Here is a 21,633-nt window from a genome sequence, read left to right on the forward strand (position 1 = left end):
GGCGAATCGCGGACGAGCTCACCGGAATCCCTGCCAGCATGTCACTGTGGCACAAGTGTCAGTCGCTCGGCAGCGACCTGGTTCACCGCCTGTTCGGACCAGGCCAGCGGCACCGTCTCGCCCTGCAGCCAATGGGCGAGAAGATCGTCATAGTGCGGGGATAGGGGGTGTCCGGCTTGCCCGCCAGCTAGGACGATGCGCGCGTTGTCCCAATCGTCGATCTCTACGGCGAAGCGCAGCGATGCGATGAACTGCACTGCTCCCAACGGATCATGAGCCGAAACGCCACCGGGATTGATGGTGTTGGCGTCACCACCGATGGCCAGTGGCCCGCGGTCGAACAGCCAGCGGAGCGCGGGAACAGCGCCCAAGGGATGCGTGAGGTACAACGGGCGCACGCTTCCCCACGACCAGTCGTGCGGATCGTCTCCGTACCGCTGTGCCAGTGCACGCACGACCTCGCTGAGCGCAGTGGCGATCGCCTCGGCGCGATCGACATCGTCCCACTCGCCGGTGGGTTCGGTGAGGACACGTGCGAGGTGTCCGATCCGCCGAACGCCCCAGCTCGTTCCGCCGACCGAATCGTGAAATCCGGCACCGAGAACCCAGCGCCAGCTGCCGGGCGCCTTGCGCTGGGCCAGAGAGCGCGCCACCTGATGGACTACCAGCTCGAAGACCGTTGCCGCGGGGCTGTCCGCGCGTACATACCCGTCCCAGGCGCGCAGGAGTTCCAGGGCCGCTCGACTCCCCTGATCGCGCGGGGTGACGGAGAGAAACCGCTCGCGGAGATCTTCCCAATGCAGGGCATAGGTATCGAGTTGGGCGGCGAGGGTGCTGCCGAGCGTCCAGTCGGTACGGCTGGCGAGAAGACGAGCGATGCCTTCGACGCGGTAATCGTCGAGAAAGTCTGCTCCGAGCCAGCTCGCGTTTTCCCCGATTCGCGGACGGTTGTTGGCCGTAGCGATGAACCCATCCCGTGGATCGACAGTTCGTGGAAGCTGGTCTGCCGGGACGTAGCCGGTCCAGGGTTCGGGATTTTCCCAGCCCAGGATGGGAACGAAGCCTGTCGATCGTCGTCGTTGCGGAACGGTTCCAGCGAGCAACCAGCCGATGCGTCCAGTGCGATCGGCGTAGACGACGTTGAGCGGGAGATGGGGCCAGTCAGCGAAGGTCTCCTCGACCTCCTCGAAAGAGCGAACGCGGTGCATGGCGAGGAGTCCCCGAACCGGCAGTGGATCGAGCCAAACCGCGCGCAACGACAGTGCCCAAGGAACGTCGCGCAATGCTGGACTCACGATCGGGCCACGACGCGTTTCGAGAACCAGGTCCGTGACCGGCCGCTGTCCCCGGACATGAATGGGTTCCCGGTGGACGAGGCAGGGCACAGGCGTCTCACCTTCGAGAACCGATCGACCGTCCGGACCGAGTCGTTCGAGAACGAGGTCGGTGTTGTCGCTCAAACCGGCGGTGACGCCCCAGGCCGCGTAGCCGTTCTGTCCGGCGATGAACGCCGGTGTGCCGATGAGCGTCGCACCGGCGATCGCCCACTCGGGCGTCCGCAGATGCGCGAGGTACCAGAACGACGGAAGCAGCGGTGACCAGTGCGGGTCGTTGGCGAGGATCGGGCGCCCGCTCCGCGTGCGACGTCCGGCGATGACCCAGTTGTTGGAGGCGATCGTCCCTGCGAACGCGCGGAGTGCATCGAGCTGGTGGACGAGCGCGTCGAGATCGAGGTTCGCGAGACCATGGAGCGTGCGAGGCACGGCTTCGGGATCGGTCAGACCGGGATCGAGTGCCTGGAGTGCTTGCGGCCCGTCCTCGAGGAGAACACGAAGCCGGACGAGTTCCGATGTCCAGTTGGAGGCGAGCGCGAAGGAAAGAAATTTGACGAGCGCGAGCACGTCAGCGACGTCCCACGGCTGCGGCTCGGTGCGGAGCAGGAAAAACTCGAGCGGGCGGCCGCGTAGCCCATGCTTCAGTCCGGCCCGCATGCCGGTGAGGAACGCCTCGACCTGGGCGCGGACATCGTGGGCGATCACCGGGAGTTGGCGCAGCGCAGCCCGACGGAAACCGACTCGCCGGGCCAGGCGATCGAAGGTGAGGCCCGGCGGGCCGAGCACTTCGGCGAGCTCGCCGCGCACCAGGCGACGGAGGAACTCCAGCTGGAAGGTGCGGTCTTGTGCCTGGCAGAAGCCGAGTGCGAACCACGCGTCGTGCTCGGCTTCTGCCTCGATGTGCGGGATACCCCAGTGATCTCGCACGATGGTGACCGAAGCTTCGATACCGGGTACGACCACGGTGCCGCGCGCGATCGGGAGATACCGGGCGAAGACGAGGCGACCGACTGCGCGGAAGAGTGTGCGTGCGAGGTGCGTGGCGAGCTGGTCCTGCATTATCGCCTCCTCGAAACGGTCAGACGTTCGACGAATGCGATGCGCTTGACACCGAACACCGTTCGGGGATCGTCGCCGAGCGCGAGGAACGCAAGGCCACTGAGGAGGAGAAGGGCACCGAACGCGCGCGCCGCACCGAACGGCTCGCCGAGAACGAGTGTCGCGAGAAGGCTCGCGGTGAGGGGTTCGGCGAGTGAAAGGGTCGCTGTCGTCGCTGCAGGGGTACGCGAGACGCCGCGTGCAAAAAGTATGTAGGCCAGCGCGGTCGCGACGATTCCGAGATGCAGCACGATGACGAGGCCACGCCGCGTGGTAACCCAGACCGGAGAGTACCAGGTGAGCGTCGGCACGAGCAGCAGCGCTGCAGTGGTGAAGGCGATCGCGACGACATGGTGAGCTGGGACACCTGCCGCAACGCACCGGCGAGTCGCCAGAACGAAGAGCGCGTAGGCGCAACCGGCACTGAGGCTGGCGAGGAGTCCGAGCGGATGGATGGGACGATCGGTGTTCGGCTGCACGAGGATCGCCAAACCAGCGATCGTCGAGAGCGTGGCGAGGCACCAGGCGATGGTCGGTCGGTGTCGCTCGAGCGGAACCTGCAGGGCAGCTGCGAAGAGCGGTGCACTGCCGATCGCCACGAGTGTGCCGATCGCGACGCCGTTGGTACGCACCCCAAGGAAGAAGGCGGGTTGGTAGAAGGCGATCGCGAGACTCGCAGTGAGCAAGCCAGGGATCGCGGTGTTCGCAAGACGTCGGAATGGACGAAAGAAGAGCAGGAGCAACGGTCCACCGATGAGAAGCCGCAGCGTACCGACGGCGATCGGGTGAGCTCCCTGGGGCGCAAGGGCGAGGGCTGTTCCCGTCGTGCCCCACAGGACAGCAGCGGCCAGAATCCAGAGCGGGGCCGTTTTCGACGGCCCCGCTTGCTGGCTGCGTGCGGTCAGTGCGGCGAGACGAGTCCCGGTCCAGAAAGCCTCACTCGCCTTCGACGCCGCTTGGCTGCGGCTGGTCGAGGTAGACGCCGACGCGGAGCATTTCCTTGAGCTGGAGCCAGGCCGCCCGTGCTTCTTCGACACTGCCCTCTTCTTCGATCGTCGAAATATCGCCCGGATCACGGTCGAGAATCACAGCCTTCAGGACCCGCCGCATGATCTTACCGCTCCGCGTCTTGGGGAGGGCGCGAACGAAGTTGATCTCGCCGATTACAGCCACTGGACCGAGTTCGCGCCGGACTGTCTCGATCAACTCGCGTTCCAACTCGGGAGAAGGCTCGTATCCCTGCTTGAGCGTGATGAAGGCGCTGATCACCTCACCGCGGAGAGGATCCGGACGGCCCGTGACCCCTGCTTCAGCGACGGCCGGATGGCGGAGGAAAGCGCTCTCCACTTCGATCGTACCGATCCGGTGGTCCGCGATCTTGATGATCTCGTCGGCTCGGCCGGCGAACCAGAAGTAGCCGTCTTCATCGACCGAAGCGGCGTCACCGGTGAAGTACACGCCCGGGATGCGCTGCCAGTAGTCGCGGGCATACCGTTCCGGCTCGCCCCAGAGACCTGGTGTCAGCCCCGGGAACGGACGGCGGATGATCACGACGCCGCGTTCTCCCGGTCGACACGGCGTTCCGTCCTCCGGTCGAACGACCGCGACGTCCATACCCGGTAGCGGGAGGCTAGCCGAACCGGGCTTGATCGGGAGCATGGCGATGCCGTATGGGTTGCCGACGACCGGGCCAGCTGTTTCGGTCTGCCACCAGTGATCGATGACCGGGATACGGTCATGGAACACGTCCTTCTGCAGCCACTCCCACGCCGGTGGGTTGAGGACTTCGCCAGCGCAGACAACGCGCTCGACCGAGGAGAGGTCGTACTTGCGCGCTGGCTCCGAACCGTACTTCATGAGCAGCCGGACGGCGGTCGGCGAGGTGAAGATGCCGGTGATACCGTTCTCTTCGATGATTCGATAGGGTGTTTCCGGTGACGGATGATCGAGCGCTCCCTCGAACGCGATCGTCGTCGCACCCAAGAGCAGCGGTGCATAGACGATATAACTGTGACCGACGATCCAGCCGATATCCGACGTTGCCCACCAGACGTCGCCGGCGCGGAGACCGTGACACCACTGCCCAGTGCTGGTGATGCCGACCTGGTAGGGGCCGTGCGTGTGGATGGCGAGCTTCGGCTTGGCGGTCGTTCCCGATGTGGCGAGGATGAACGCGGGCTCGTTCGATTCCATGACTTCGTGGCTGTCGCTCTGCCCGTCCGCGAGGGAAAGGAAGTCGTCCCACCAGATGTCCCGTCCCGCAGTCATCGGGGGCTCGCTCGCACCCCGGCGCAGGACGACGACACGCTCGACACTCGGCAGGCCGCTCGCCAGTGCCTGATCGACGATCTCCTTGAGCCGGACCTCGCGTCCCCGGCGCCAGGTCACGTCGGCGGTAAACACCGCACGCGCACCGGCCATGCCGAGCCGGTCAGCGAGTGCACCAGCGCCGAACCCGGCGAACACCACGATGTGGATGGCGCCGATTCGCGTTGCGGCAAGCATCAGTGCGATGGCCTCAGGGCACGTGGGCATGTAGATACCGATACGGTCGCCGCGCTGGATGCCGAGCCCGTGGAGTGCGGCAGCGATACGCCGGACGAGACGCCAGAGCTGCGCGTAGGTGTAGGTGCGGCGCTCGCCCCATTCGGTTTCAGCGATCAGCGCAGCTTGCCCGCCGCGACCAGCATGGACGTGTCGATCGAGCGCGGCGTAACTCAAATTGGTCTGTCCACCGACGAACCAGCGGAAGGTCGGTGGTTCCCAGACAAAGGGTTCGTCCCACGTCCGGAACCAGAACGCTTTCTCAGCTGCCCGGGCCCAGAAGCTGACCGGATCGTCGAGTCCTTGCTGGCGCCAATGACTGACGATCGGGTTCACGACCTGCATCTGGCACCTCCTCGACTCGGGTGTGACATCGGCTGATCTGCTCGTCAGGCGAGTATAATGCGTCTGGATCAGACCTGTCGAGATGGTGAGGTGGCGTGTGGAGGACGTCGTTCTTGGAAGTGTGGTCGAGTTCCTACGCCGAACACCCCCCTTCCAGTTTCTCAGCGAGGAGCGCTTGCGCGAACTGGCGAAACGTGTCGAGGTGCACTTCTTCCCGCGGGGGACAGTCGTCATCCGTCGTCGCGAGCGTCCGCCAGAATACCTTTGGGTCGTGGTCCGGGGTGGCATCAAGAAGTCACTTCGTTCAGCGACCGGCGAGGAACACGTGTTCGAAGTCGCCAGTGAGGGCGATCTGGTCGGTGTCCTCTCCTCTGTCGATGGTGTCGAAGGGCAACTCGACGATATCGCGATCGAGGATACAGTCTGCTACGCTATTCCCCGTCGAGTGGTGGAGGAACTCATCGCCTCGGAGCCGGCGGTCGCGCAGTTTTTCCTCGGTGCACTCAGGGAGTGGGTCCGTGCGAGCCTGACAGTTCTCGAACGGCACGAGGAGCCGGGGGATGGAACCTTCGTCCTGTCGGCACCCTGTCGCGCTGTTGCGCGACGACCGCTCTTGACGTGCTTACCCGAGCTCTCGGTACGCGAAGCCGCTCGACGGATGAGTGCGGAGCGTGTCAACTCGATCGTCGTCATCGACAACGACGGCAACGGCCTCGGGATCGTCACCGACTGGGATCTCCGCGAGCGCGTGGTCGCGGCTGGCCGCTCGCTGGAAACACCGGTCAGTGAAGTCATGAGTACACCGCTCGCGACGATCGATGCTGACCGTCTGCTGCTGGAAGCGGTGCGAATGATGATTGCGAGGCGCATCAATCACCTCGTGGTGACGGAAGAAGGTAAACCGTTCGGGATGCTCACCGCTTTCGACCTACTCGTCCAGCAGGGGACGAGTGCGCTCTTTCTGGCACGGGCGATCGAACGTGAGACGCGAACCGAGCGCCTGGCGCAGGTGCTGGAACACGCACAGCTTCAGCTTCTTCCCTTTCTGCTTTCACGCGGCATCCGGGCGTCGGAGATCGCGCAATTGGTAAGCGAGGTGAACGACCGGGTGATCGCTCGTGTCCTCGAGCTGCTCGAGCAAGAGCTGGGACGCCCTCCGGTTCCGTACTGCTGGCTCGTTTTCGGGAGCGAAGGGCGACGCGAGCAGACGATTCGAACCGATCAGGACAACGGAATCCTGTATGCTGATCCACCAGCAGGTGAGGCAGACCAGGTGCGTGGCTACTTCGAGCGTCTCGGCCAGTGGGCTGTCGAACGTCTCGTTGCGCTCGGTTTCCCGCCGTGTCCTGGTCGCTATTCGGCTGACAACCCGGAGTGGGTGCAGCCGCTCAGCAGCTGGCAGCGCAAGTTCCGCAACTGGATGGCGGTACCGGAGCCACAATCCGTCCTGAACTCCTTGATCGTCTTCGATTTTCGAGGCGTCCGTGGTGAACTCGCGCTGGCAACGGCGTTGCGTGAGTTCGTACGACAGGAGTTATCTCACAGTCCGCGCTTCCTCTTCCATGTGGCAGCTGTTTCGACTGCTCAACCTCCCCCGCTCGGTTTTCTCGGACGTTTCGTCGTCGAGCGGTCCGGCGAGCACAAGAATCAGCTCGACTTGAAGATGGGTGGAACTGGTGCCATCGTCAATCTCGTGCGTCTTTTCGCGCTCGAGCACGGTGTCGAAGAGACAAATACACTGGCGCGTTTGCTTGCCTTGCTGGAGGTACAGGCGATCGAACGTCAACTCGCAGATGACCTCGCACAGGCGTTCGAGTTCTTGCTCGGCCTGCGGCTGCGCATGCAGCTCGATCAGTTGCAACGTGGCGAGAGGCCGTCGAACCACGTCGATCCACGCCAGCTGTCTACCCTGGACCGGACCCTCCTCAAGGAAGCGTTTCGGGTGATTGGGCGGGCACAAGCGGTTGTCCGCGAGCGGTTCCATCTTGAACAGGCGGGAGAATGAAGGACGACCGGAAATGGCTTGCACGCCTAACGCGTGCTCTTTCGTGGTATTCCGCTGGTCATCTGTACAGCACGTCGATGCTCGAGTTGCCGTATACCGTCCTCGATGCAGAGATGACCGGGCTCGATCCGGCCTACGACGAGCTTCTCGCCCTCGGTGCCGTGCGGATGGTCGGGCCACGCATCGTACTCGGCGAAACGTTCTACCGTCTGATCCGGCCGGAACGTGAGCATTGGGGCCAGAGTGTCGTAATCCACGGCATCCGTCCGGTCGACGTGGCGGCAGCACCGCCAATCCACGAAGTATTGCCGGAGTTCGTGCGCTTCTGCGCGGGAACGATTCTCGTCGGGCACGGTGTGGAGGTCGATCGGCGATTTCTCGAGGGCGCAGCGAGCCGACTCGGCCTTTCGTGGCCGAAGACCCTGTGGATCGATACGGGACGGGTCGCGCGGTGGCTGACGACCCACCACGGTGCCTTGCCTGAAGCGGGGGCCGATCGAGGGCGATTCTGTCTGGAGGATCTGCTCGCCGCGTACGAGATCGAGCCGCCAGCCCGACATCACGCGCTGGCTGATGCCTATGTGACGGCCCTCGTTTGGCAACGGCAATTGACCGAACTGTTCGCTGAGGGTATACACACGCTGCGGGACCTCCGACTGGCTGGGCTCGCCTAGGAGGTCGAGACAAGAACGACGAACAGAGCCAAACGGAGCCCGACGAAGACCGGTATCCACAGTGCGACACGGGCGACAGGGGTTAGGCGTGGGAAGAAACGCTCTCCAACCCGGTCGAGCGGGACAGTGAGGAAGCGGAACAACCGCCCGATCACCGTTGGGTAACCGCGCGTCAGCACATCCAAGGCCACCCGCCCGATAGCCAGCCACATGGCAACAGCGAGTATCCAATTGACGAGTTCGACGAGTTCTCGGATCATCTGCTCCCTCTCTGACGAGAGAGCGTGCCGGAAGCCGGAAGACGATCCGGCTTCCGGCACGCGAGCAGGTCTCGATCAGTCTTGACCAGCTGGAGCGACACCGGGCGCCGTACCGGGCGCGGGCCCCGGCGCGGGGAGTCGCATCTCGCCGACCGGAATCCGCAACTGGTCGACCATGTCTTGGATGTACTTGGGTGCCGGCGCAGTGGCGAGGCTCACGATGATGAGCAAGAGGAAGTTTGCCAGCATACCGAAGATGCCAGCCGAGAGGTGCGAAAGTCCGAGGACATTGAAGCGAGGATCGACGTAGTTCCACACCATGTACACGATACAGGTGATGAGTCCACCGACCATGCCGGCAATCGCCCCGTTGGCATTAGCACGCTTCCAGAATATACCGAGAAGAACCACTGGGAAGAAGGTGGAGGCTGCGAGCGAGAAGGCCCAGGCGACGAGCTGCACGATGAGCGCGAACTGGGGGATAGCCAGGAGCGCAGCGGTCACAGCAGACACCAGGATCATGATGCGACTGAGAAGGAAGCGGCGGCCGTACGGTGCGTTGGGATTGATGATCTTCGCGTAGATGTCATGGGCAACCGCCGTCGAAATGACCAAGAGGAGTCCGTCAGCCGTCGACAGTGCAGCTGCCAGACCACCGGCCGCGACGAGGGCGGCGATCGTGAAGGGCAAGCCAGCGATCTCCGGCGTGGCGAGCACGACGATATCACCGTTTATCGACAACTCGCTGAATTGCAGGATCCCGTCGTTGTTGGCGTCGGTGATCTTGAGGAGCCCGGTCTTGATCCAGCTGGCTGTCCACGCGGGTAAGGCGTTGATCGGCTGACCGACGACGTTTTGCAAGACTTCCCAGCGCGAGAAGGCAGCGTAGGCGGGGGCGGTGACGTAGAGCAGCCAGATGAAGAAGAGCGACCAACCGACGCTCATCCGCGCTTCCTTCGGGCTCGGGACGGTGTAATACCGGATCAGGATGTGGGGCAGGCCGGCTGTACCGGCCATCAAGCAGAGCGTGAGCGCGAGAAACTGCCACGGCGTGCCGACCCAATCCTTGACGGTGATGGGCTGCGGTGGCGTCAAACCGATTTGCTTGAAGGCCGTGATCGCGCTCGCATTCGAGAGCGCCTGCTTGAACGGCTGCACATAGGACGACAAGTTCATCGCCTGCTCGAGCTGGGTGATCTCGCTGAGTGCTTTCCCGTACATGAGCTGCGGGAAGGGGACACCCGTCAGCTTGGCCGACAGGAAGGTCACCGGGATCAGGTAGGCCACGATGAGAATGAGGTACTGGGCCACCTGCGTCCAGGTAATCGACTTCATGCCACCCAGGAAGGAGCAGACGAGCACCCCTGCCAGGCCGACAAAGACGCCGATACGGTAGTCTAGACCGAAGAAGCGGCTCATGATGATGCCGACACCGGTCACCTGCGCCGTGACGTAGGCGAGAGAGACGATGATCGCGCAAATCGCTGCAACGAGGCGGGCGAGGCGTGCTCGCTCGCCGTAACGGGTAGCGACGAAGTCGGGAATGGTGTACTGTCCGAACTTTCGAATGTAGGGCGCGAACAGGAGGGCGAGCAAGACGTACCCCCCGGTCCAACCCATGATGTAGGCGAGTCCGTCGTAACCGAGCAGCCAGAGGGTTCCGGCCATGGAGATAAAGGAAGCCGCGCTCATCCAGTCCGCACCGGTGGCCATACCGTTGAAGATCGCTGGCACGCGGCGTCCAGCCACGTAGTACTCTTCGAGACGCCGGGTGAAGTTGAGGATCCCGATGAATGCGTAGAGCGCGAGTGTCAAGAAGATGAACGCATAGCCGATGAAGCGGTGCGGTAATCCTGCGCGTTCGAGGAGATAGAGCACGAGGATGAAGGCGATGAGGAAGACGAAGAAGGCACCGTAGTACCGAGCGAGGCGGCGGCGGAATTCGCTCAGCTGTGCTCGAGTCAGAGGTGTGTAGCCTGCTTCCTGTGCCATACCTACCCTACTCCTCTTCCTCGAAGCCGTACTTCTTGTCGAGCACGTTGTTCATGGTCAGGGCATAGATGAAGATCAAGATGACGTAGACGGTGACCGAAAACTGGCTGGAGAGCCAATAGCCGAGCGGGAACCCAGTGAGAATTTTGATCTTGTTCAACGACGCGGCGAACGGGGGATGGAGATAGGTCACGGCGAACCAGATCGCGAGGAGCGTGAGAATGAGCCGCCAGTGCTCACGCCAGTAGGCGTCGAGCCGGCTGGTGTCGACCTGCGGTGTACTCGCCATCGGTCTCCCTCCTACCCTCCGAACCACGCATACTCGCCGGGTGATCAACCCGACCCGATCTCGACCACCTTATGACTACAGGTACGACCTACGTCCTGTCGGACTAGGTCACCGATTCACCTCCTCTCCCGATAACCATGCTGCGTATCCAGCGACGTCTCGCGCCGGATCCGACTCCGTTCGCCACGTCGAGGCGTACCCTCCACTCACTCGATCAGTACCTGACCATACGAGGCTATTTCGTCTATAGCGGATCGCTCATGCATTGTCAAGAGGGGTCGCTTTTATTGCACGATAAAGCGCCTTTATACGGTATTCCCCGTGGTGGGGGCAAAGACTATTGCAAATCCCGCTCTGTTTCGAAGTCCGCAAGGCGCCAAGTCGTGAATCGGTGGAGACGAGTCGCACCCGAATGGTGGGTCGTCACTCCCGAGTGCACGTTCGTACACTAGTGCGAGGGGTGACGATGACGACGCCGATCCGCCGACAGTATCTCGCGATCAAGCGCCAGGTACCAGACGCGCTTCTCCTGTTTCGCCTGGGTGACTTCTACGAGTTGTTCGACGAAGACGCTGAAATCGCAAGCCGCATCCTCGATATCGCCTTGACTTCGCGTGACCTCGGTCGAGGACAGCGCGTCCCGATGGCGGGTATCCCAGCGCATGCGGCCGAGCCCTACATCGCCAAGCTGGTTGCCGCCGGCTACCGGGTGGCGCTCTGTGATCAAATCGGGACACCGGACGGGCGACGGCTGGTCGAGCGGCGGATCACGCGTGTGCTCACACCCGGCACGCTCACCGAGCCAGCGATGCTGGACGCAAAACGGAATACGTACGTCGCAGCACTGATCGTAGAAGAGGCCCGCGCTGGCATTGCCTTTGCTGAACTCTCGACCGGGGAGTTCGCTGCGACTGAAATCGTGAGCACTGCGGGCGAAGATTTCGCGGCAGCTATCGAGCGCGAGTTGCTCCGGATCGCTCCCGCCGAATTGGTCGTACCGGTGAGCCAGCAGGAACAGGTGCCCGATATCGGGGCGGTCGTGACGCCGACGGAGGACCGAGCGTGGCGCGAGCGAGCAGCCCGCGAAACGTTGCACGAGCACTTTCGCGTGGCCTCGCTCGAGGCCTTCGGCCTCGAAGAGCGGCCTGCCGCGCTGCGAGCCGCTGGCGCCTTGCTGCAGTATCTCCAGGAAACGCAGGCCGGCAACGTACCACAACTCGACGATCTCGTCGTGTACCGCACTGACTCCTTCATGACACTGGATGCCGCGACACGACGGAATCTGGAACTCTTGGAACCTGTCCGGGGTGGACGAGAGAGCGCGCTGATCGCGGTTTTGGATCGGACGCGCACACCGATGGGGGCGCGGTTGTTGCGGCGTTGGCTGGGGCAGCCTTTACTCGATGTCCGAGCGATCGTGGAGCGACAGGAGCGCGTCGCGGCATTGGTCGAGGAATCGCTGGCCCGGATGCAGCTCGGGACACTACTTGCCGAAATTGCCGACCTGGAGCGACTGGCGAATCGCCTTTTGACGGAACGAATCACGCCGCGCGAGCTGCAGCACCTCGGCCGGTCGATCGCTTCGTTGCCGCGTCTCGCTGAGCTCCTCAGGCATCGGCCCGAGCTCGCGGCACTCGTTGCGTTCCCGGATCTTCAGCTGGTCGCCCAGCTCGTCGAGCGAGCGCTCGTGGACGAGCCCCCGGTCGCGCTCGGCCAGGGTGCAGTGATTCGGCCCGGCTTTGCGCCGGAACTCGACGAGCTCCGCAGTCGGGCGCACGCGGCGCGTGAGTGGATCGCCTCGCTCGAGCAGCGGGAGCGCGAGCGGACGGGTATCCGCTCGCTGAAGGTCGGCTACAACAAGGTGTTCGGGTATTACATCGAAGTGAGCAACGCCAACCGGCACCTCGTCCCGGAGGACTACCAGCGCAAGCAGACGTTGGTCGGCGCGGAGCGGTACATCACGCCGGAACTCAAGGAATACGAGCAGCTCGTCCTCCACGCTGAGGAGCGGATCGCTGCACTCGAATCCGAAGTGTACCGCCGCGTCGTCGGCGAGATCGCAGCGTATGCCGGCCAGATCAAGCGTGTGGCGCAACAGGTTGCTGAACTGGACGTCTATCGATCCCTGGCCGACCTCGCGGTCGAACGTCGCTATGTCCGACCGATAGTCGACGACAGCACGGCCCTCGAGATCATCGGTGGGCGTCACCCCGTGGTCGAGGCGACGATGGAAGCGGGACGCTTCGTCCCCAACGACACCTATCTGGACACGCAGGAGGAGCAGATCGTCATTCTCACCGGCCCGAATATGGCTGGAAAGTCGACGTATTTGCGTCAGGTCGCACTCATCGTCCTGCTGGCACAGATCGGTTCGTTCGTTCCGGCCGAGCGAGCACGCATCGGGCTGGTCGATCGGATCTTCACGCGGATCGGGGCCCAGGACGATATCGCCTCTGGGCAGAGCACGTTCATGGTCGAAATGGTCGAGACCGCGACGATCCTCCGGCAAGCGACTCTTCGCTCGCTCGTCGTGCTCGACGAGGTCGGTCGCGGCACCAGCACCTACGACGGGCTCGCGATCGCGCGCGCTGTCGTCGAGTACTTGCACAACCACCCGCGGCTCGGTTGCCGGACGCTTTTCGCGACGCACTACCATGAGCTGACCGAGTTGGAACGTGTCCTGCCGCGTGTCCGTAACTACCGTATGGATGTCTTAGAAGAGGGCGATTCTGTCGTGTTCCTGCACCGGGTCGTTCGTGGGGGTGCGGACAAAAGTTATGGGATTCATGTCGCGCAGCTGGCTGGTTTGCCGCACGCCGTCGTGCGCCGGGCGCGGGAGATTCTCGCCGAGCTCGAGGCAGCGGGGAGTGGCGAGCGGGGGCGGCGGCGTCGTGCTCTGGCGACTGCGGTACCGGTGACGGTGCAACTCACGCTCTTCGGCCCGCCGCATCCGGTGATCGAGCGCCTGAAGGCACTCGAGCTCGATGCCTTGACCCCGCTCGAGGCGCTCACGATCCTCTACGAGTTGCAGCGGATGCTTCAGGAGCACGAGGCGACGAGCTAGTCGTTGGTAGCCGCAGCTGGCGTGTTCGCACCGGTGTGGTGAGGCCGGAACGAACGGAGCGGTACGAGTGCGCTGAGCGCGAGGGCAGCCGAGAGTGCGAAGACCGCTCGAGGACCGAACATGCCGTATGTGGGGGTATAGACGGCCGGTGCGAGCCCTTGGATGAGAAAGCGTGCTCCCGAGAAGTAGGCTGATGCTGTCCCGCGATGCGTCGGTGCGGCCTGAACCGCCAGTGTACTGAAGGCTGTCCACGTCAGCATTGCTGCCAACCCCAGTGCGAGGTAGGCGCCGGCGAACACCCACGGGTGCGGTGCGAGTGCCATGGTCGCGATGGACAGGCTGACGGCGAAGAGACCGATCGTCGAACCGGTGCGCAGGCCGAATCGCTCGAGGAGGAATCCCGCCGGCGGGCCGAACAGAATGGCACCCAGACCGTACAGCGAGACGATGACGCCGATGGTCGCGTAGTCCAGTTGCCAGAGGTCGCGGAGCGTTTGCCCGAGCAAATAGGCCGTACCCATGACGGCGGCGTTGGTCAGAAAGGCCAGGGCGACTACTTGAGCGACCGCGCGATTGAGTGCCCGGGCAAGTTCATGCAGCGACGCACGCAGCGACTCCACGCGTGGCCGATCCGGTACGGCTCCCCCGAAGCGACGGAACCAGAAGAACAACCACCCTCCAGCGATCCAGCTCAAGAGCGCGACCGACACGAAGAAGAGGCGCCAGGACCAGCCGGCAAGAAAGCCGGCGACCAGCGGCCCGAGCAGGTGGCCACTCTGGTTCGCGGCGGAAAAGACCGCGACGGTTCTCGGCAGGCGTTGCGGTGGGAGCGCATCACCCAGCGTGGCGAGAAGAATCGGCGTCGTGAAGGCGTTGGTGACACCTAACAGGATGCAGCCGAGGACGAATACCGGTAAGTTCGGAGCACCCGCGCAGAGCAGTGCTGCGAGCCCGAAGGTCGCGAACCCGACCAGGATGGTTCCCCGGCGCGATGTGAGGTCAGAGATCGTACCCGAGAAGAACTGGCAGAGACCGAACGTGACGAAATACGCGGGGACGATAACCGAGAGAGTTGCTCGATCGACGTGAAACACGCCCTGCAGGATCGGGAACACGATCGGGAACCCGCCACCGTTGTAGGGGCCAATCAGCGAACCGAGATGGAAGGGTGCCAGACTCCACTGGCTAAAACGGCAGTGCTCGACTGCAGCGGATCGTGGCACGCGCACCAGACCGTCCTTCCCCGGCTGAGAGTGTAGTGGACGAGTAGCGTCGCGCACCCGGACCGTTCTGGTTAGCGGAACGCGGCGCGACCGTTTCGCTGACGCCAGCTTTGGGCGCTAACGGCCGCACCGGATGGTTCACGAGCCGCCCTCGACTAGCAGGAGAGGGGCGATCTCGGCCAGCGAGATACCAGTGAACCGAGCTGACGCTCGCGGTCGGCTGTGTCCTGCCGTGAAGTCTGGAGAACCTGATCGTTTGTGCTCAATGCACAGTTTAGTTTCGTCCTTTTCCGCGAGCTGCCCGAGCTGCGGCCGGTTGACTTCGGTACTCTGCACGAACAGAGAGGAGGCTCGAGGGATGAGTGGCGGGACGCTGGAGCGAGCGCGTGAGCCACCAGAGTGAGCGACCCTCACGTTCGCCGGTACCGAAGGACGGAATGGCCATCAGTGCTGCGATGGAGCAGCGGAAAGGAGCTCGACGATGAGCGAGGGTGCAGGAGCGTGGATGCTCGTGGCGACTGCGTTGGTTCTCTTGATGACCCCTGCGCTCGGTTTCTTCTACGGCGGTCTCGTACGATCAAAGAACGTTCTGAACACGATGATGATGAGCTTCGGCGCTCTGGCCGCCGTTGGACTGGCCTGGGTGTTGATCGGGTATTCGCTTGCCTTCTCGTCTGGCCTTCCGGTGGTTGGTGACCTCTCCCATGCTCTTCTCCGGGGCGTCGGCCTCGAAGAGAACGGCGCGATCCCGCACGTACTCTTCATGTGCTTCCAGGGAACCTTCGCGATCATCACGGCAGCGCTCATTTCGGGTGCACTGGTCGAGCGGATGCGTTTCGGCCCGTATCTCGTCTTCATCATGCTCTGGGCCGTGCTGATCTACGCGCCGATCGCTCACTGGGTGTGGGGCGGCGGCTGGCTGGCTGAGCTCGGCGCACTCGACTTCGCTGGTGGAACGGTGGTGCACATCAATGCTGGTATCGCTGCAGTTGTCGGTGCGCTGGTACTGGGTAAGCGGCGCGACTACGGTCGACAGGCGATTCTCCCGCACAACATTCCCTTCACGCTCCTCGGTGCCATGCTGTTGTGGCTCGGCTGGTTCGGGTTCAACGCGGGGAGTGCGCTCGCGGCCAACGAGATTGCCGGACTCGCCTTCGCGAACACGATGCTGGCGCCGATGGCGACGGCACTCGTGTGGATGATCCTCGACTCGATTCGCGATGGGAAGGTGACTGCTGTCGGACTGGCTACGGCGATCGTCGTCGGGTTGGTGGCGATCACCCCAGCGGCCGGGTTCGTCGCACCCCTTTCGGCGATCGCGCTCGGGGCTTTGGCTGCGTTCCCGAGCTACTTCGCCCTCCTCTGGCGCGCACGGACACGACTGGACGATTCGCTCGATGTGTTCGCTGCGCACGGTGTGGGTGGGTTGACAGGGGCCGTGTTGACGGGTGTTTTCGCCCAGCAGTCATGGAATGGCGTTGCCGATGGGCTCCTCTTCGGGAATCCGATGCAAGTCGTCATCCAGATCATCGCGGTTCTTGCTGTTGTTGCCTACACCGCTGCTGGCACCTTCGTCATCTTGCGCGCGATCGGTTTGGTGACCGCATTGCGCGTCTCCGAGAAGACGGAGCGGCTCGGTCTGGATGTCGCCGAGCATGGTGAACAGGCCTACACGAGCGGCGAAGGTGCCGTCCTGCTGCTTCCCTCGGGCCGAGCGAGCGAGGCCGGCTTCATCGGTGAGGCTGTGGCGAAGCGGGTGGGAGGTAACGCATGAAACTGATCGTCGCCATCATTCGACTGGAGAAGCTGAACGACGTCCTGGAAGCATTGTTCCGGGCCGAGGTGCGTGGGTTGACGATTTCCACTGCGCAAGGGCACGGTGGGGAGACGGAACAGGTCGAGACGTATCGTGGTACGACCGTGAAGATGGAACTCTCTCCGAAGATTCGTCTCGATATCGGTGTCCCCGATCACTTCGTCGAGCCGACAGTCCAGGCGATCCTCAGTGCGGCGCGTACCGGAGAGGTCGGCGACGGCAAGATCTTCGTTTTGCCGGTCGAGGCGGTCTATCGGCTCCGAACCGGTGAGCGCGATGAAGCAGCGGTCACCCCGGTGGCTTGATCGAGCAGACACCACATCCCCACCCACCAACCAGCCCGCGGGGAGTTTCCCGCGGGCTGGTTGCGGCATGGGATGGATGGGAGGTCAGTCTGCAACAGCTTGGGTGGCAACCGGTCGCTCGCGGACGCGTCGGGTCGGTCGCTCGTCCGCAGCCTCGATCGGCGGATGCGGGACGACCTTCCAGAATGCGCTGCGCAGTTCGTGCCAGCGCTCGAGGATCTCGCGCCCGCGCTGGCTACCGGTCAAGGCGACATGCTTCGCGATCAACGCGCGCAGCGGCTCGTCGTCGCTGTCGCTGAGTCGCTCGAGCTGCACGTACTCGCGATTCAGCCGGCTCGGGAAGACCCCTTCGGGGTCGAAGACGAACGCAAGGCCGTTGGTCATTCCGGCTGCGAAGTTGCGGCCGGTCGGACCGAGGACGACGACGATGCCGCCGGTCATGTACTCGCAGCCGTGGTCACCGACACCTTCGACGACAGCGACAGCGCCGGAGTTCCGGACGGCGAAGCGCTCCCCAGCTTGCCCCGCGACGAAAAGTTCGCCGCCCGTCGCGCCGTACAGCACCGTGTTCCCGACGAGCACGTGTGGTCGGGTCGGATCGGCTGGTGGTTCGGGCGAGCGGACGACGATCGTACCGCCGCCCATACCCTTGCCGACGTAGTCGTTCGCCTCGCCGGTGAGGACCAGTTTCAGCCCATGCCAGCACCAGGCACCGAAGCTCTGTCCCGCCTCACCCGTTAGCTCGACGGTGATGAGGCCGTCAGGCGCGTGCGCGCGACCGAAGCGGAAGCTGAGTTCGCCCGCCAGTCGCCCGCCGACCGCGCGGTTGTGGTTCCGGACCGTCGTCGTGATGTAGACCGGCTTTCGTTCCTCGAAGGCGGGACGCGCCTGTTCGAGCAGCCACTCGTCCAGTGCCGGGCCGGTCAGGTCGTGGAAGATATTGCGCTCGTAGAGACAGCGCCGCGGTGCGTTCGGGTCCGGCGGCACGGCGAGGATCGGACTGAGATCGAGGAGCGCGGCTGGTCCCTCGAGATCGGTGCGCTGGGTAAGCAGCTCGACGCGCCCGACGATCTCGTCGAAGCGCCGAGCGCCGAGCATCGCCAGGTACTCACGGACCTCTTCAGCGAGCAACGTGAAGTAGTTGATCACGTGCTCGGGCTTCCCAGCGAACCGCTTGCGCAGGTCCTCGCGTTGGGTGGCGATACCCGTTGGGCAGGTATTGAGGTGGCACTGACGGGCCATGTCGCACCCGATCGCGACGAGTGCAGCGGAGCCGAAGCCGAATTCCTCGGCACCGAGCAGCGCGGCGATGATGATATCGCGCGCCGTCTGCAGTCCTCCGTCGGTGCGGAGCCGGACGCGACTGCGCAGGTCGTTGAGGACGAGCGTCTGCTGTGTTTCTGCCAGGCCGAGTTCCCAGGGCACACCAGCGAACTTGATCGAGGAGAGCGGCGAGGCGCCCGTGCCGCCGCTGTGACCGCTGATCAGGATGTAGTCGGCGTGCGCCTTGGCGACACCAGCCGCGATCGTGCCGACTCCCGCCTCGGCGACGAGTTTGACGCCGACGCGCGCCCGTGGGTTGACCATCTTGAGATCGTAGATCAGCTGGGCGAGGTCCTCGATGCTGTAGATGTCGTGATGCGGCGGCGGCGAGATGAGCTGGATACCCGGGATGGCGTGGCGGAAGCGTGCGATGATGGCTGTCACCTTGTGGGCAGGCAGCTGGCCACCCTCGCCAGGCTTCGAGCCCTGCGCGATCTTGATCTCCAGTTCCTCTGCCCGAACCAGGTACTCGGCAGTCACGCCGAAGCGTCCGCTCGCCACCTGCTTGATCTTGTTGTGCGGGACGTCGGTGCCGCCTTCGTAGTACCAGTCAGGATCCTCGCCCCCCTCACCGCAGTTCGAGCGCGCGCCGATGCGGTTCATCGCGATCGCCAACGTGCGATGTGCTTCCGGTGAGAGGGCACCGAGCGACATGGCCGTGACGACGAACCGCTTGACGATCTCCTCGGCCGGCTCCACTTCCTCGATCGGGACGGGCTGGGTCGGCCGGAACGTCACGAGGTCGCGCAACGCCATGGGGCGGCGGTTCTGAACGAGTTCGACGAACTGGTGGTAGGCCTCCCGGTCGCCGGTCTGCGCAGCGTGCTGGAGCGCACGGACGTTGGTCGGGCTGAACGCGTGGTACTCGCCGTCCTTGCGGAAACGCACGAAGCCCCAGTCGGGCAACTTGTCGACCGGCTGCTGGAAGGCAGCAGCGTGTCGTGCCAGGGCGCGTTCGGCGATGCCGGTGAGGTCCAGGCCGCCGAGACGCGACGGCGTGCCGGTGAAGAACTCGTCCACGACGTCCTGGGAGAGGCCGAGAATCTCGAAGAGCTGCGCCCCCTGGTAGCTGGCGAGCGTCGAGATTCCCATCTTGGACATGATCTTGCGCAAGCCCGACTCGAGCTGCTTGATGTAGTTCTTGGCGAGCTGATCTGGTGTGAGGTCGCCAGCGGTGCGACTTCCAGCGAAGCTCCGAGCAACGGAGAGCGCGAGATACGGATGGACTGCCGCAGCACCGTAGCCGATGAGGACGGCCGCCTGATGCACGTCCCAGACGTCACCGGTATCGCAGACGATCGATGCGCGCATCCGCTTGCCGGCGCGGATCAAGTGGTGGTGCACTGCGCCGATTGCCAGCGCCATCGGAATCGGCGCGTGCGCAGCGTCGACCGCGCGGTCGCTCAGGATGAGCAGACTCGCGCCGCTGTCGATTGCCTGTTCCGCGTTCCGGAGCAGTTCGCGAAGCGCCTGCTCCAGGCCAGCAGGACCAGCTGCGATCGGGAACACGGCTTCGAGCGTCGCTGCCTTCAGGTCCGGATGGTGCGTCAGGGCAGCGAACTGCTCTTCGAGGAGGAAGGGGCTCGACAGATGGAGCAACCGGGCGTGCTCTGGCGTCTCGGTGAGGAGGCTCGCTCGCGGGCCGAGGTAGACGTCGAGCGACATCACGAGCTTCTCGCGATAGGAGTCGATGGGTGGGTTGGTGACCTGCGCGAAGCGCTGACGGAAGAAATGGGCCAGCGGGCGCGGAAACTCCGAGAGGACCGCCAGTGGCGTGTCGTCGCCCATCGACCAGAGCGGCTCCTTGTTCTCGATCGCCATCGGCTGGACCACTAGCCGCTGGTCCTCGGCGGTGAGCCCGAAGGCGATCTGTCGCCGTAGCCACTCGGTCTCGTCGATTTCCTGACCGTTTCCGTCGACCGGTGCGGCCCCGAGCCGGATCCGGTGCTCGGCCAGCCAGGCCGCGTAGGGTTGCCGGGTCGCCAGCAACTGCTTGATCTCCGTATTGCGGTAAACGGCACCGGTTGCCGTATCGGCAACCAGCATCTGACCAGGGCCGAGCCGGCCACGCTCGACGATGCGGCGCTGCGAGAGATCGATCACACCGGTCTCGCTGGCCAAGACGACCAACCCGTCTTCGGTGATCGAGTAGCGAGCGGGACGTAGGCCGTTGCGGTCGAGCACAGCTCCAGCGACGCGTCCGTCGGTGAAGGCGATCGCCGCTGGCCCGTCCCACGGTTCCATGAGGCCAGCATGGTAGTCGAAGAAGGCGCGGATCTCCGGCGAGAGATCGTCCATCTGTTCCCAGGCTTCCGGAATCAGCATGGCCACTGCATGGACGATGTCGCGACCGGAGAGTTCGAGCAACTCCAGAACCTGGTCCAGGCTCATCGAGTCGGATCCGTCCGGATCGATGAGCGGGAGAAGCTCGGCCAGGCGGTCACCCCACAGTGGCGAGGACAGTTCCGGTTCGCGGGCCCGCATCCAGTTCCGATTACCCTGGAGCGTGTTGATTTCGCCGTTGTGCGCGATCCGGCGGAAGGGCTGGGCGAGCTGCCAGGTCGGGAACGTGTTGGTGCTGTAGCGCTGGTGGAAGAGCGCGAGCGCACTCTCCATCAGCGGATCCTGGAGATCGGTATAGAATGCCGCCAGATCCTGGGCGACGAACAGCCCTTTATACACGATCGTTCGACAGGAGAGCGACGGCACGAAAAAGTCGCGTGCCCCGATCTCCTTGGCGACCCGCTCGGCGCGTCGTCGAGCGAGGTAGAGGCGCCGCTCGAACTCCATGGCGTCGATGTCAGCTGGTCGTACGGCGATCACCTGCTCGATGCGCGGCATCGTCTGCCGAGCTTGCTGGCCGAGGACATCCGGGTCGATCGGGACCTCGCGCCACCAGATGTCGGCGATACCGTGAGCCTGCAGGGCTTCGGCCAGTGCCTGCTTGCACCGTGCTGCGACGGTCGGATCGCTGGCTGGGAGGAACACAAGTCCAGCAGCCAGACGCTCAGGCTCGACGGTGAGGCCGTACAGGCGAGCCAGTTCACGAGCCAAGAGCTTTCGCGGCAATTGTACCGTGATGCCGGCGCCATCGCCCGTCTTGGCGTCCGCGGAGACGGCACCGCGATGGGTGAGATTGACGACCGCCTCCAGTGCGTAGCGCACGATCGCGTGGCTCGGCTTCCCGCTGAGGTCGGCGACGAAGCCGGTTCCACAGGCGTCGTGCTCGTACTCCGAGCGGTACAGTGGTGCGTGCTGTCGGCGCTCTTCTACCGTCATGCGCTTCATCGCGTTCTCGACTCCCTTCCCTCTCCAGCGAGGTGGCCGCTCACGGGCTCGGAGCGACTTCGATCGAATCCGT

The 21,633-nt window shown here is 64.1% G+C and carries 13 protein-coding genes; 5 read left to right on the forward strand and 8 right to left on the reverse strand.

Annotated elements, in window-relative coordinates; translation table 11 throughout:
* Positions 1-41 precede the first annotated feature (41 nt).
* Genes OO015_RS08895 through OO015_RS08905 form a run of 3 tightly spaced genes read right to left on the reverse strand, consistent with a single transcriptional unit; the run spans position 42 to position 5,321 of the window.
* On the reverse strand, positions 42-2,393 hold the full coding sequence (locus tag OO015_RS08895; protein ID WP_265940877.1) for a penicillin acylase family protein: 2,352 nt from the start codon (positions 2,391-2,393) through the stop codon (positions 42-44).
* A complete protein-coding gene (locus OO015_RS08900) occupies positions 2,393-3,469 on the reverse strand; it encodes a DMT family transporter (RefSeq protein WP_265940878.1) in 1,077 nt (358 codons plus the stop codon). The genes OO015_RS08895 and OO015_RS08900 overlap by 1 nt, the downstream gene beginning before the upstream one ends.
* On the reverse strand, positions 3,369-5,321 hold the full coding sequence (locus OO015_RS08905) for an acetate--CoA ligase (protein WP_265940879.1): 1,953 nt from the start codon (positions 5,319-5,321) through the stop codon (positions 3,369-3,371). Before OO015_RS08905 ends, OO015_RS08900 begins: the two co-directional genes overlap by 101 nt.
* Before the next feature lie 97 nt (positions 5,322-5,418).
* On the opposite strand from OO015_RS08905, the gene OO015_RS08910 reads away from it, so the two are divergent.
* Positions 5,419-7,326, forward strand: coding sequence for a putative nucleotidyltransferase substrate binding domain-containing protein (locus tag OO015_RS08910; RefSeq protein WP_265940880.1), 1,908 nt, complete (start codon positions 5,419-5,421; stop codon positions 7,324-7,326).
* Positions 7,327-7,403: 77 nt separating this feature from the next.
* Positions 7,404-8,000 (forward strand): PolC-type DNA polymerase III, encoded by a 597-nt coding sequence (locus OO015_RS08915; RefSeq protein WP_265940881.1) that lies wholly within the window; start codon positions 7,404-7,406, stop codon positions 7,998-8,000.
* Here OO015_RS08915 and OO015_RS08920 read toward each other — a convergent pair.
* The 3 genes from OO015_RS08920 to OO015_RS08930 form a co-directional block, all read right to left on the reverse strand.
* Positions 7,997-8,260 (reverse strand): hypothetical protein, encoded by a 264-nt coding sequence (locus OO015_RS08920; protein ID WP_265940882.1) that lies wholly within the window; start codon positions 8,258-8,260, stop codon positions 7,997-7,999. The two genes, OO015_RS08915 and OO015_RS08920, sit on opposite strands and share 4 nt — an antisense overlap.
* Positions 8,261-8,335: 75 nt before the next feature.
* Entirely contained in the window at positions 8,336-10,252 is a 1,917-nt protein-coding gene (locus OO015_RS08925) for a sodium:solute symporter family protein (RefSeq protein WP_265940883.1), read from the reverse strand.
* A gap of 7 nt (positions 10,253-10,259) precedes the next feature.
* A complete protein-coding gene (locus tag OO015_RS08930; RefSeq protein ID WP_265940884.1) occupies positions 10,260-10,541 on the reverse strand; it encodes a DUF4212 domain-containing protein in 282 nt (93 codons plus the stop codon).
* A 466-nt stretch (positions 10,542-11,007) separates the two neighbouring features.
* Between OO015_RS08930 and mutS the strand changes: the two genes are divergently transcribed.
* Positions 11,008-13,605: a DNA mismatch repair protein MutS gene (gene mutS / locus OO015_RS08935; RefSeq protein ID WP_265940885.1), complete on the forward strand. Its 2,598-nt coding sequence runs from the start codon at positions 11,008-11,010 to the stop codon at positions 13,603-13,605.
* Here mutS and OO015_RS08940 read toward each other — a convergent pair.
* Positions 13,602-14,834, reverse strand: a complete 1,233-nt coding sequence (locus OO015_RS08940) for an MFS transporter (RefSeq protein ID WP_265940886.1) — start codon at positions 14,832-14,834, stop codon at positions 13,602-13,604. The genes mutS and OO015_RS08940 overlap by 4 nt on opposite strands.
* A 475-nt stretch (positions 14,835-15,309) precedes the next feature.
* Here OO015_RS08940 and OO015_RS08945 point away from each other — a divergent pair, with 475 nt between their 5' ends.
* Positions 15,310-16,602, forward strand: a complete 1,293-nt coding sequence (locus OO015_RS08945) for an ammonium transporter (RefSeq protein ID WP_265940887.1) — start codon at positions 15,310-15,312, stop codon at positions 16,600-16,602.
* Positions 16,599-16,949: a P-II family nitrogen regulator gene (locus OO015_RS08950; protein ID WP_265940888.1), complete on the forward strand. Its 351-nt coding sequence runs from the start codon at positions 16,599-16,601 to the stop codon at positions 16,947-16,949. Before OO015_RS08945 ends, OO015_RS08950 begins: the two co-directional genes overlap by 4 nt.
* 84 nt (positions 16,950-17,033) lie before the next feature.
* On the opposite strand, the gene gltB is transcribed toward OO015_RS08950, so the two are convergent.
* On the reverse strand, positions 17,034-21,560 hold the full coding sequence (gene gltB / locus OO015_RS08955; RefSeq protein ID WP_265940889.1) for a glutamate synthase large subunit: 4,527 nt from the start codon (positions 21,558-21,560) through the stop codon (positions 17,034-17,036).
* Between the last annotated feature and the right edge of the window lie 73 nt (positions 21,561-21,633).

It is taken from the genome of Thermomicrobium sp. 4228-Ro (assembly GCF_026241205.1).
Classification (GTDB): domain Bacteria; phylum Chloroflexota; class Chloroflexia; order Thermomicrobiales; family Thermomicrobiaceae; genus Thermomicrobium.

Bases quoted from the DNA above. Each gene is read 5' to 3' on its own strand.
- OO015_RS08895 (WP_265940877.1), bottom strand. From the start codon at position 2,393: ATGCAGGACCAGCTCGCCACGCACCTCGCACGCACACTCTTCCGCGCA.
- OO015_RS08905 (WP_265940879.1), bottom strand. From the start codon at position 5,321: ATGCAGGTCGTGAACCCGATCGTCAGTCATTGGCGCCAGCAAGGACTC.
- OO015_RS08915 (WP_265940881.1), top strand. From the start codon at position 7,404: ATGCTCGAGTTGCCGTATACCGTCCTCGATGCAGAGATGACCGGGCTC.
- OO015_RS08920 (WP_265940882.1), bottom strand. From the start codon at position 8,260: ATGATCCGAGAACTCGTCGAACTCGTCAATTGGATACTCGCTGTTGCC.
- OO015_RS08925 (WP_265940883.1), bottom strand. From the start codon at position 10,252: ATGGCACAGGAAGCAGGCTACACACCTCTGACTCGAGCACAGCTGAGC.
- OO015_RS08930 (WP_265940884.1), bottom strand. From the start codon at position 10,541: ATGGCGAGTACACCGCAGGTCGACACCAGCCGGCTCGACGCCTACTGG.
- mutS (WP_265940885.1), top strand. From the start codon at position 11,008: ATGACGACGCCGATCCGCCGACAGTATCTCGCGATCAAGCGCCAGGTA.
- OO015_RS08945 (WP_265940887.1), top strand. From the start codon at position 15,310: ATGAGCGAGGGTGCAGGAGCGTGGATGCTCGTGGCGACTGCGTTGGTT.
- OO015_RS08950 (WP_265940888.1), top strand. From the start codon at position 16,599: ATGAAACTGATCGTCGCCATCATTCGACTGGAGAAGCTGAACGACGTC.
- gltB (WP_265940889.1), bottom strand. From the start codon at position 21,560: ATGAAGCGCATGACGGTAGAAGAGCGCCGACAGCACGCACCACTGTAC.